Source organism: Micromonospora sp. NPDC049679 (genome assembly GCF_040659735.1).
Classification (GTDB): domain Bacteria; phylum Actinomycetota; class Actinomycetes; order Mycobacteriales; family Micromonosporaceae; genus Micromonospora_I.
The window spans coordinates 130,360-141,082 of the sequence record NZ_JBFANZ010000012.1; the positions used below are offsets into that span (position 1 = coordinate 130,360).

The 10,723-nt window shown below is 74.0% G+C and carries 11 protein-coding genes; 7 read left to right on the top strand and 4 right to left on the bottom strand.

Annotated features, from left to right (window positions below; genetic code table 11):
• The first annotated feature begins 34 nt into the window (after window positions 1–34).
• The gene (locus tag AB0J06_RS10865) at window positions 35–649 is read left to right on the top strand and encodes a TetR family transcriptional regulator (protein WP_357427021.1); all 615 of its coding nucleotides are present in this window, start codon (window positions 35–37) and stop codon (window positions 647–649) included.
• A gap of 30 nt (window positions 650–679) precedes the next feature.
• Here AB0J06_RS10865 and AB0J06_RS10870 read toward each other — a convergent pair whose 3' ends face one another.
• Entirely contained in the window at window positions 680–1,435 is a 756-nt protein-coding gene (locus AB0J06_RS10870; RefSeq protein ID WP_357427023.1) for a DUF2470 domain-containing protein, read from the bottom strand.
• A gap of 57 nt (window positions 1,436–1,492) precedes the next feature.
• Between AB0J06_RS10870 and rpsD the strand changes: the two genes are divergently transcribed.
• Both rpsD and AB0J06_RS10880 read left to right on the top strand, forming a co-directional pair.
• A complete protein-coding gene (gene rpsD, locus AB0J06_RS10875; RefSeq protein ID WP_357427025.1) occupies window positions 1,493–2,104 on the top strand; it encodes a 30S ribosomal protein S4 in 612 nt (203 codons plus the stop codon).
• A 117-nt stretch (window positions 2,105–2,221) separates the two neighbouring features.
• Window positions 2,222–3,007, top strand: a complete 786-nt coding sequence (locus AB0J06_RS10880) for a class I SAM-dependent methyltransferase (RefSeq protein WP_357427027.1) — start codon at window positions 2,222–2,224, stop codon at window positions 3,005–3,007.
• 34 nt (window positions 3,008–3,041) lie between these two features.
• Here the strand turns inward: AB0J06_RS10880 and AB0J06_RS10885 are convergent, their stop codons facing one another.
• Window positions 3,042–4,808 carry an ABC transporter ATP-binding protein gene (locus AB0J06_RS10885; RefSeq protein ID WP_357427029.1) on the bottom strand — a complete coding sequence of 589 codons (1,767 nt, stop codon included), beginning with the start codon at window positions 4,806–4,808 and terminating at the stop codon, window positions 3,042–3,044.
• Window positions 4,805–6,655 (bottom strand): ABC transporter ATP-binding protein, encoded by a 1,851-nt coding sequence (locus AB0J06_RS10890; protein WP_357427031.1) that lies wholly within the window; start codon window positions 6,653–6,655, stop codon window positions 4,805–4,807. The genes AB0J06_RS10885 and AB0J06_RS10890 overlap by 4 nt, the downstream gene beginning before the upstream one ends.
• 170 nt (window positions 6,656–6,825) lie before the next feature.
• Here AB0J06_RS10890 and AB0J06_RS10895 point away from each other — a divergent pair, with 170 nt between their 5' ends.
• Window positions 6,826–7,455, top strand: coding sequence for a TIGR03085 family metal-binding protein (locus AB0J06_RS10895; RefSeq protein ID WP_357427033.1), 630 nt, complete (start codon window positions 6,826–6,828; stop codon window positions 7,453–7,455).
• A gap of 16 nt (window positions 7,456–7,471) precedes the next feature.
• Here the strand turns inward: AB0J06_RS10895 and AB0J06_RS10900 are convergent, their stop codons facing one another.
• On the bottom strand, window positions 7,472–7,924 hold the full coding sequence (locus tag AB0J06_RS10900) for a septum formation initiator (protein WP_357427035.1): 453 nt from the start codon (window positions 7,922–7,924) through the stop codon (window positions 7,472–7,474).
• Between the two features lie 103 nt (window positions 7,925–8,027).
• On the opposite strand from AB0J06_RS10900, the gene AB0J06_RS10905 reads away from it, so the two are divergent.
• The 3 genes from AB0J06_RS10905 (at window position 8,028) to AB0J06_RS10915 (ending at window position 10,625) form a co-directional block, all read left to right on the top strand.
• Window positions 8,028–8,726: a response regulator transcription factor gene (locus AB0J06_RS10905; protein ID WP_357427037.1), complete on the top strand. Its 699-nt coding sequence runs from the start codon at window positions 8,028–8,030 to the stop codon at window positions 8,724–8,726.
• Entirely contained in the window at window positions 8,723–9,997 is a 1,275-nt protein-coding gene (locus AB0J06_RS10910; RefSeq protein ID WP_357427039.1) for a HAMP domain-containing sensor histidine kinase, read from the top strand. Before AB0J06_RS10905 ends, AB0J06_RS10910 begins: the two co-directional genes overlap by 4 nt.
• 73 nt (window positions 9,998–10,070) lie before the next feature.
• Window positions 10,071–10,625, top strand: coding sequence for a PepSY domain-containing protein (locus tag AB0J06_RS10915; RefSeq protein WP_357427041.1), 555 nt, complete (start codon window positions 10,071–10,073; stop codon window positions 10,623–10,625).
• The last annotated feature ends 98 nt before the right edge of the window (window positions 10,626–10,723 follow it).

Sequence of the window (10,723 nt, forward strand, 5' to 3'; positions counted from 1 at the left end):
GCGCGGCGACGCGCGCACAACCAGAGGGACACGGATGGCACGACGCACGGGCCGGCGGCCGGGAAACCCGGACACCCGGGAGGCGATCCTCGCCGCCGCCCGCGAGGCGTTCGCCGAGCGGGGTTTCGACGCGGCCTCGATCCGCGCGATCGCGGCGGGGGCCGGGGTTGACCCGGCGCTGGTCCATCACTACTTCGGCACCAAGGACCAGCTCTTTCTCGCCGCGATGAACTCGCCGATCGACCCGCAGCAGCTGATCCCCCAGGTCTGGGCGGGCGATCGGGACCAACTCGGCGAGCGGCTGGTCCGGGTCTTCCTCGGCATCTGGGACTCGCCGGCGGGCGCCGCGGCGGTCGCGCTGCTGCGCTCGGCCGTGAGCAACGAGTGGACGGCGCGACTGATGCGCGAATTCGTGCTCACCCAGGTGCTGCGCCAGGTGGTCAAGGCCGCCGGGATCGAGCCGGAGGAGGCGCGCATCCGGGTGCCCCTGGTCGGCTCGCAGCTGGTCGGTCTGGCGATGGTCCGCTACATCATCAAGATCGAGCCGTTCGCCTCCACCCCGACCGAGGCCCTGGTGGCGGCCGTGGGCCCCACGGTCCAGCGCTATCTCACCGACGAGCTTCCGGGCGTTTTCGACCACCTCGCCTGACCCACCCACGGCGGACGGCCGGGTGGCCGGTCAGCCACGGGCGGATCCACCGGCTCGGCCGGGACCGAGCACCGGGTGCAGCAACCGGACCAGCTCCGCGCGGTCGCGAACCGGATGCGGGAAGGGGATCCGGGCCCGGTACGGCGCGTGCGCGGGTCCCAGGAAGGCGAGGAATCCGTACCGGTCCAGCCGCACCACCCGCGGTGACCCGCCCTGGTCACGGCCGGCGCCGCGCAGCCGTCGCCGGACGTACTCCGCCATCTCGGGCCCGTGGTGCTCCGCGAGATCGGTCAGCAGCTCCGCCTCGATCGCGTGCAGCGGATCCGGTTCGGCGGCGAGGTACTCGTCCGGGTCGACGTCGATCATCGTGCGGCCCCGCTCGAGCCGCACCTCCGCGATCTCGACCCGGTGCAGCGCGAATCCGCGCCCCACGTCGAGCAGATCGCCCGCCGGGTCGACCTCAACGTACTGCAGCGCGGCCTCGCGGGCCGCTGTCCCCTCGAGCGCGGTGGCCCACCCGGAGACCCACGCCCGCCCGAGCGACGGGGCGCCCGGCACCGGGGGCACATCCGGGACATCCAGCACCACCGCCACGTCGTCCGCGCCCGGCGCGGGACGCAACGCCCGGGCCGGCGCGCTCTCCGACGGGGTGAGCAGGAGCACCCGACCGAGTGGGTCGGTGACGTGCCGGACCGGGTGCGGGCCGGGCCGGAACGCGACATGAGCGGTGCCGGGCAGCCGGCCGGCGGCGAGCGTCCGGGCGACCTCGGCTGGGGTGGGTGGCATAAGACGGACCTCCCGCTGGTTGTGTAAGGTAGCCTAACCTAAGTAGAAGAGGATCGCATGAACCAGTCCCGACCCAAGGTGCGGATCTCCCGTGCCCTCGGCATCCCCCTGACCCGTAAGTGCACACGCTACTTCGAGCGGCGCCCCTTCCCGCCCGGCGTCCACGGCCGGCAGCGCCGCAAGACCTCCGACTACCAGGTGCGACTGCTCGAGAAGCAGCGCCTGCGCCACCAGTACAACATCAGCGAGACGCAGCTGCGCCGCGCCTTCGACGACGCGGTCCGGCACACCGGCAAGACCGGCGAGAACCTCGTCGTGCTCCTCGAACGCCGACTCGACGCGGTCGTGCACCGCGCCGGCCTGGCCCGCACGATCTACCACGCCCGCCAGCTCGTCGCGCACGGCCACTTCTCGGTCGACGGTGTCAAGGTCGACCGGCCGTCGTACCGGCTGCGCCCCGGGCAGCTCGTGCAGGTGCGCGAGAAGAGCCGGCAGAAGCCGCCGTTCCAGGTGGCGGCCGCCGGAGCGCACCTCGGCGACGGCCCGACCGCGCCGTACCTCTCGGTCAGCCTCACGGACCTCTCCGCGACACTGGTCCGCGAGCCGGTGCGCAGCGAGATCCCGGTCACCTGCGACGAGCAACTGGTAGTCGAGTTCTACTCCCGCTGACCCCGCCGCACCGCGCGCCCCCGCGCCGCGCTGCCCGTCGCCCGTCGCCCGTCGCCCGTCGCCCGTCGCGAATCTCCTTGATCGGCGGGCGTCCCGGGCGTCCCCTAGATTGGATCGATGGAAGGCTCACCCTCGCTGCCGTTCGACCGCGTCGCGGACCGCTACGACGAGACCCGCGGCGGCGAGCCACGCGGCCGGCTCTTCGCCGCCGGCATCGCACCCTGGCTGCTCCCCGGCCGCGTCCTGGAGATCGGGGTCGGCACCGGACTGATCGCGGCGCCCCTGCGGGAGCAGGGGTACGCCGTGTGCGGCGTCGACCTCTCGCCGGCCATGCTCGCCCGCGCGCGTGCCCGGCTCGGTCCCCGGATCGCGCTGGGCGACGCGCTGGCCCTCCCCGTCGCCACGGCATCGGTCGACAGCGTCGCCTTCGTCGCCGCGCTGCACGCGATCGGCGACGTGACCGGCGCTCTGCACGAGGCCGCCCGGGTACTCCGCCCCGGCGGCCGACTCGTGGCCCTGCACGCGCCGGGCAGCGTGGCGACCGACAGCGGGGCGGCCGACGGCGGGGCACCCGACCCGGCCCCGCCGGTCGACGTCTCGCCGCTGCTGGACCGTGTCCGGAACGACCGGCCCGACACGCCGCACCGCGTCGCCGCGGCCGCGCGGGCCGCCGGCCTGACGACGGTCACGACCCGCACGCTCACCGTCGGCACCCGCCGCCAGACCCCGAACGAACTGGCCGACGCCATCGCGGAGCGGATCTGGTCCAACCTGTGGCGCCTCGACGACGCCACCTGGCAGGCGGTCGTCGTGCCGGTCATCGACGGCCTGCGGGCCCTACCCGAGCCGGACCGGCCCCGGCTGCGACCGCACACCTTCCGACTCGCGGTCTTCGAGCGTTAACGACGGCCCCGGACGCTCATCGCGCTGCGGGGCGTCACCGGGTCTGCTCCAGCCAGGAGGCGAAGAGCCTGCCGTAGACCGACGACGAGTCGCGGACCAGCTCGTCGTGCCGACCGCGCTGCACCACCCGACCCCGGTCGACGACGATCACCTCGTCGGCGGACTGCGCGGTCGAGAGCCGGTGCGCGATCGCCACGGTCGTCCGCCCGCGGGTCACCGCGTCGAGAGTGCGCTGCAGCCGCACCTCGGTCGCCGGGTCCACGGCGCTGGTCGCCTCGTCGAGCACGAGCAGATCGGGATCGGCCACGTACGCCCGCGCCAGCGCGACGAGCTGGCGTTCGCCCACGCTCAGCGCCTCGCCCCGCTCCCCGACCTCGGTGTCGAGCCCGGCGGGCAACCCGTCCACCCAGTCGCCGAGTCCGAGTTCGCCGAAGGCGAGCGTCAGTTCCTCGTCAGTGAGCGACGGCCGGCCGAACCGGACGTTCTCCGCGACGGTGGTGTCGAAGAGGAAACCGTCCTGGGGCACCATCACCACGCGGGCGCGCAGCGAACCGAAGCGGACCCGGTCGAGCGGCACCCCGGAGAGCAGCACCGCCCCGGAGCTGGGATCCATCAGCCGGGTCAGCAGCTTGGCGAAGGTCGTCTTGCCGCTGCCGGTCTCGCCCACCACCGCGACCCGGGTCTTCGCCGCGATGTCCACGGTGACGTCGGTGAGGACCTGCGGCCCGCCGGGATAGGCGAAGCAGACGTCGGCGAAGCTGACGTCGAGCGGTCCGGGCGGCAGGTCGCTTCCCTGTTCGGCCGGATCGGCCACGTCCGGGGAGACGTCGAGCACGTCGAGCACCCGGCGCCAGCCGGCGATGGCGTTCTGCGCCTCGTTGAGCACCTCGGTGGCGATCTGGACCGGCTGGATGAAGAGCGTCACCAGGAACAGGAAGGCGGTGAGCTGGCCGATGGTCAGCGACCCGTCGACGCCGAGCCGTACGCCGAGCACGACGACGGCGGCGAGCGCCAGGCCGGCGGCGATCTCTCCGGTGGAGAAGCTGATCACGCTGGTCCGCAGCGCCCGCTGCTGGGCCCGGCGCTGCCCCTCGATCGCCTCGTCGAGGCGCTTCGCGGTGCGCCCGGAGACGCCGTACGCCCGGATGACCGCCGCGCCGACCACGCTCTCCGCGATCGCGGCGAGCAGTGCGCCCATGCGCTCCCGGACCGTGGCGTACGCGCCGGCGAGCCGCTTCTGGAACGCCCGGATGACCAGCAGCGCGGGCACGAACGCGGCCAGCACGACGAGCGTGAGCTGCCACGAGTAGACGGACATGACGATGGCGGTGACCACCAGCTGGCCGGTGCTGATCAGCAGGAGCACGCCGCCCCACTGGAGGAACTGGGTGATCTGGTCGACGTCGCTGGTGACCCGGGAGACCAGGGAGCCGCGCCGCTCCCCCTGCTGGTGCAGCATGGAGAGGTCGTGCACGTGCCGGAAGGCGCGGGTGCGCACGCCGGCGAGCGCGGTCTCGCTGACCGTGAAGAGGCGGCGCATCATCAGATAGCCGCAGAGCGTGGTGACCACCAGCACCGCGGCGGTGACGGCCACGATGGCGCCGACCACGCCGAGGTCGGGGCCGCCGGCCGCGCGCAGGCCACGGTCGATCCCCTGTTGCACCGCGACCGGTACGGCGGCCCGCCCGATCATCGACACCAGCGCGAGCGCGAGGGTGCCGGCCAGCCCGGCGCGCAGTTCGGGCGAGAGCGCGAGCCCCCGCCGCATCGTCCGCCAGGTGGATTCCGAAGACTCACTCATGCCTGCACCTCGGCATCCAGATTGGCTTCCTCGTACGCCTTCTCCCGCTCACGCTCGGCCTCGGCCTTCTCGTACGCGGTCACCAGGTCGACGTAGCCCGGGCTGCGTTCCAGCAGCTCGGCGTGGGTGCCGGTGGCGATCACCCGGCCGTGCTCGACGTAGACGACCTCGTCGGCGAGCGCGATCGTGGCCCGCCGGTAGGCGACCACCAGGATCGAGGTGGCGGTGTCGGCGCCGCGCAGCGCGGCGAGGATGGCCGCCTCGACGCGCGGGTCGACGGCGCTGGTGGCGTCGTCGAGGACCAGCAGGCGGGGGCGGCCGGCAAGGGCGCGGGCGAGGGTCAGTCGCTGACGCTGCCCGCCGGAGAGGGTGGTGCCGCGTTCGCCGACCATGGCGTCCAGACCGTCGGGGAGGCGCGCCACGAAACCGTCGGCCTCGGCGAGGCGCAGCGCCGCCCACACCTCGTCGTCGGTGACTCCGGCGCGGTCGAGCGCGATGTTGGCCCGGACCGTGTCGTCGAAGACGAACGGCACCTGCGCCACCAGCGCGGCGCAGGAGGCCAGCGACGACGCGGTGAGCGATCGGACGTCGGCGCCGTCGACGCTGACCTGGCCGGACTGCGGGTCGACGAGGCGGACGGCGAGGGCGGCGATGGTCGACTTTCCCGAGCCGGTGGGACCGACGAGGGCGACGGTCCGGCCGGCCGGCACGGTGAAGGTGATGTCGTGCAGCACCGGCTGGCGGGCCTCGTGCGGGTCGGCCGGTTCGTAGCCGAACGAGACCCGGTCGAAGGCGAGGGTCGCCGGGGTTCCGGCGGCGGCGTGGAGTTCGCGGGCGCCGTACGGCATGTCGCCGGTGGCGGCGAGCACGTGCTGGACCCGATCCCAGCCGGCGACGCTGCGCGGCAGCTCGGCGAGGACCCAGCCGATGGCCCGGACCGGGAAGGCCAGCACGGTGAAGAGGAACGCGACGCTGACCAGTTCGGTGACGGTGACCGCGCCCTGGCGCATTCGCCAGGCGCCGATCAGCAGCACGGCGAGGGTGCCGATGCTGGGGAGCGTCTCCAGCATCGGGTCGAAGACGCCGCGGAGCCGGCCGACGGAGATCAGCGCGTCGCGGAGCTCGCCGGCGCGCGCGGCGAACCGGGTGGTCTCCTGCGCCTCCCGGCCCATGGTCTTGACCACGAGCGCACCGTCGAAGCTCTCGTGGGCGATCGCGCTGACCTCGCCGCGCAGCTGCTGGGCCCGGGCCTGGCGGGGAGCCATCCGGCGGGAGTAGACGACGTTGAGCGCGAAGAGCGCGGGGAAGATCGCCACGCCGATGAGGGCGAGCACCCAGTCGGTGGCGAAGAGGGAGCCGAAGGCGGTGACGAGCATCACGACCGTGCCGACCGCGAAGGGCAGCGGGGCGATCGGGAACCAGGTCGCTTCGACGTCGGAGTTGGCGTTGGAGAGCAGGGTGCCGGTGGCGTGGCGCTGGTGCCAGGAGAGCGGGAGGTCCAGGTAGCGGCGGGTGACCTTGCGCCGGTAGGCGGCCTGGAGCCGGAACTGCATGTAGCCGGCGCCGAGCCGGCGGCCGAAGATGCCGACGACCTTGAGCAGACTGACCGCGATCAGGGCCGCGGCGCCGAGCGCGAGCAGGCCGTTGTCGGCCCGGCCGGCGGTGAGGGCGGGCACGGCGACGTTGCCCACGATCGCCCCGACGACGTAGGCGCTGCCGATGGTCAGCAGCCCGAACAGCACGCTGCCGCCGACGGCGAGGGTGAAGATCCGCGGCTCCTCCCGGATCGCGCGGCCGAGGACGCGGAGCCCCCGGACGAGTACGTCCCGACTCGTTTTACTCGCCACGCTCTCCCCCGCCGTAAGCCTTGGTCGTCATCCTTATCCTTACCGATCCGCGTCGTGGGTGACGACCGGATACGCCGTGTGTCCACCGTCACACCCCGCCGGGGCGTCCCACCGGCATCCACGCACCGCTCCCGATGTCGCCGCCCGGCCGGTACACCTAGGATCGACGTATGGCGCGGTACGCACAGACCGAACGTCAATCGCTCGCCGACTTGTTCCTCGCCGTCGGCCCCGACGCGCCCACGCTCAACGAGGGTTGGACGACCCGGGATCTCGCCGCCCATCTGGTGGTCCGCGAGCGCCGACCCGACGCGCTCCCCGGGGTCCGTCTCCCCGCGCTGCGCGGATATTCCGAGCGCGTCACGCGCGCGGTGGCCACGCAACCCTATCCGCGCCTCATCGACCAGGTCCGGCGGCCGCCGTGGTGGAGCCCGCTCAGCAACCCGGTGACCGACGCTCTCGCCAACACGCTCGAATTCTTCGTCCACCACGAGGACGTCCGCCGGGCGCGGCCCGATTGGCAGCCCCGCGAGATTCCCGCCGGGGAGCAGGCCGCGCTCTGGAAGCCGGCCTCGCTGATCGCCCGGCTACGCCTGCGCCGGTTCCCCGCCACCCTGCTCATCCAGGCCACCGGCTTCGGCGAGCGGACGACCGGGGCCGGCGGCGAGCCGGTCCGCCTGGTGGGCGCCCCCGGTGAGCTGGTGATGTTCCTGACCGGACGGCAACGGGCGGCGCGCGTGCAACTCGACGGGAGCCCCGCGCTGATCGAACGGCTGCGCACGGCGAAGCTCGGCGTCTAGGACGCGCGAGGCACGCTCAGTCGTCCCGCTTCCACGTCGCCGACGGCTGCCCCGCGGCACAGACCACCTTGACCTCGATCTTTCCGTTCGATCCCCGGAACTTCAGCTCGGCCCGCTCGCGCGGTCCACGCTCCACATCGGTCACGGCGAAGCCCTGCGCGGGCGCCCAGGACAAGAGGGTGACCAGCCCGTCGGCGCAGGTCGCCACCACCGTCCCGCCGGGGGTGGAGAGCGCCGCCCGGGCCGCGCTCGACGCGGACGGCGCCGGGGTCGGCGGGGCGGGTGCCGCGGTCGCCGACGGCGTGGCCGAGTCGAGCCGCCGCGCGATCTCCTCCCGGGTGAGCACCTCGCCGGCCGCGCCCCCGGTGATGCCCGCGCCGATCACGCGGACCGCGGCGAGCCCGACCAGCGTGGCGACCACGGCGGCGGCGAGCCAGCCGGCGACGGTCAGAAGGGTACGGCGAACCATGCGACGACTATGCCCGGTCGGCGGTTAACGGCAGCGCCGCGGGACCCTAAAACGAGGTTAACGAGTGCAGGTCGCGGGTGCGCGGCGCGATAGCGTGCCTGCTGTGCCCCACCTGCTGCTCATCGAGGACGACCTCGCCATCCGTACCCCGCTGATCCGGGCGTTGCGCGAGCGCGGCCACGCGGTCGCGGCCGCCCACACCGCACTGGGTGGCCTGCAGACCGCGCTGGACGACCGCCCCGACCTGGTCGTGCTCGACCTCGGGCTGCCCGATCTGGACGGTCTGGAGCTACTGCGCATGCTGCGCGCGGTCAGCGCCGTCCCCGTCATCATCGCCACCGCCCGCGACGACGAGGGCGAGATCGTCCGGGCGCTCGACGCTGGCGCGGACGACTACGTGGTCAAGCCCTTCACCGCCGCCCAGCTCGACGCCCGGGTCCGGGCCGTGCTGCGGCGCGGTACACCGGACCAGCCCGACGCGGCGGTGGTCGTGGGCGAGTTGCGGGTGGACCCACGGGGCCGGCGGGCCAGCCTCGCCGGCGTCGAGCTCGAGCTGACCCCACGCGAGTTCGACCTGCTGCACCACCTCACGGTCCGGGCCGGGCAGGTCGTCACGAAGCGGGAACTGCTCACCGAGGTGTGGCAGGTGCCGTACGGCGGCGCCGACAAGACGGTCGACGTGCACCTCTCCTGGTTGCGCCGCAAGCTCGGCGAGACGGCGCAGGAGCCCCGTTACCTGCACACCATCCGTGGAGTCGGCGTGCGGCTCGACGCCCCGGACGCCGCGGTGGAGCCGCGGTGAGACGCCGGCTCACGCTGCTCGTCGCCGCCACCACCTGCCTGGTGCTCGTCGCCTTCCTGGTGCCGCTGGCACTGCTGGTGCGCACCGTCGCGCAGGACCGCGCGGTCGTCGCCGCCACCGCCGACGTGCAGGCGATCGTCCCCGTGGTCGGCACCGCCGACCGCACGACGCTGCGGCTGACCGTCGAGCAGCTCGACCACACCCGACCGGTCACCGTGTTCCTCCCCGACGGGACCGTGCTCGGCACCGCGGTCCCGCGTACCCCCGGGGTGGACCTGGCCGCGCGCGGAGAGAGCCTGACCGCCGTCGACGGTGACGGGCGCGAAATCCTGGTGGCGGTGGGGCGGCCGGACGGCACCGCAGTCATCCGCACCGTCGTACCCGCCGCGGAGCTGACCCGCGGCGTCGCGAGGGCCTGGCTGGTCCTCGCCGGTCTCGGCGTCGCGCTGGTGCTGCTCGGGCTCGGTGTGGCCGACCGGCTCGCCCGCCGCCTCGTCGCCCCGATCACGGAACTCTCCGCGGTCTCGCACCGGCTGGCCCGCGCCGAGCTGACCGCCCGCGCGCGACCGACCGGGCCGCCCGAGGTCCGGGAGGTGGCCGGCGCGCTCAACCAGCTGGCGGGCCGCATCCAGGAGCTGCTGCGCGAGGAACGGGAGCAGGTCGCGGACCTCTCCCACCGGCTGCGTACCCCGCTGACCGCGCTGCGGTTGGAGGCGGAATCACTGCCGGAGGCGACCGACGCGGCGCGGATCACGGCGGGGGTCGACGCGCTGGAACGCGCGGTGACCGGCCTGATCCAGCAGGCGCGTCGGCGCGGGGCGGGACCGGGGGGCTCCGCCGACGCGGCCGCGGTGGTCCGGGACCGGGTCGCGTTCTGGACGGTGCTCGCCGAGGACACCGGCCGCACCGTCGACCTCGCCCTGGACGCCGGTCCGCTGCCGGTCGCCGTCGCGGACGACGAACTCGCCGCGGCCACCGACGCCCTGCTGGGCAACGTCTTCGCGCACACCCCCGATGGCACGGCCTTCGCCGTCACGCTCACCGCACGCCCCGGCGGCGGCGCGATCCTGACCATCTCCGACGAAGGGCCGGGCATGCCGAGCGGGCTGGTCCGCCGGGGCGCCAGCCTCGCCGGATCGACGGGCCTCGGGCTGGACATCGTGCGACGGGCCGCGCAGGCCAGCGGCGGACGCCTGGAGCTCTCCACGCGAGCCGCCGGGGGCGCCGTGGCCACCGTGGAGCTCGGTCCGCCGCTCTTAACCCGCCCTTAGCGGTCACACAGCGCGCCGCTATCCCTCTTGAGGCGAACCTGTGGTCATCACCAAGGACCACAGGAGGAACGCCATGAAGCGCAAAACACTGTTCGTACTGGCCGCCGGCGCGATCGCCGCGCTCGCCGTGACCGGCACCGCCCTCGGCGCCGTCGCCCACGAGGTCGCCCCGCCCCGCGCGGCCGCGACCACGTCGCCGGCCCCCGCCGCCGGGGTTGACCAGCAGCGGGCGGCGCAGATCGCACTGGCCCGCACGGGTGGCGGGCAGGTGGTCGAGGTCGAGCGGGAACTCGAACACGGCCGTCAGGTGTGGAGCGTGAAGGTCGTCAAGGACGGGGTCCGGCAGGAGATGCACGTCGACGCGGTCACCGGGGATGTCCTGCGGACGTCCACAAGCGACGACCGGGGCGGTCGCGACGACAAGGGCGCCGACGACCGGAGCGCGACCGGCCGCGACGACAAGGGCGGCGACCGGGCCGGCAACAGCACCGATGACCGCGGCTACGACGACAAGGGCGGCAGCCGGGCGGGCAACGGTACGGACGACCGCGGCTACGACGACAACGGCGGCGACCGCGACGACAAGGGCGGCGACGACAAGGGCGGCGACGACCGCGGCGGCCGCTGACCCATCGCTGCGCGGAGCGCCGTTCCGGGTGCGGACAACTCGCCGCCGTTGTCGTCGTAGCCGCGGTCGTCCGTACCGTTGCCCGCCCGGCTGCCGCC

Coding starts and splice junctions, on each gene's coding strand:
- AB0J06_RS10900 (WP_357427035.1), bottom strand. CDS start 7,924: ATGGTTCGCCGTACCCTTCTGACCGTCGCCGGCTGGCTCGCCGCCGCC.
- AB0J06_RS10915 (WP_357427041.1), top strand. CDS start 10,071: ATGAAGCGCAAAACACTGTTCGTACTGGCCGCCGGCGCGATCGCCGCG.
- AB0J06_RS10865 (WP_357427021.1), top strand. CDS start 35: ATGGCACGACGCACGGGCCGGCGGCCGGGAAACCCGGACACCCGGGAG.
- AB0J06_RS10870 (WP_357427023.1), bottom strand. CDS start 1,435: ATGCCACCCACCCCAGCCGAGGTCGCCCGGACGCTCGCCGCCGGCCGG.
- AB0J06_RS10895 (WP_357427033.1), top strand. CDS start 6,826: ATGGCGCGGTACGCACAGACCGAACGTCAATCGCTCGCCGACTTGTTC.
- AB0J06_RS10880 (WP_357427027.1), top strand. CDS start 2,222: ATGGAAGGCTCACCCTCGCTGCCGTTCGACCGCGTCGCGGACCGCTAC.
- rpsD (WP_357427025.1), top strand. CDS start 1,493: ATGAACCAGTCCCGACCCAAGGTGCGGATCTCCCGTGCCCTCGGCATC.
- AB0J06_RS10885 (WP_357427029.1), bottom strand. CDS start 4,808: ATGAGTGAGTCTTCGGAATCCACCTGGCGGACGATGCGGCGGGGGCTC.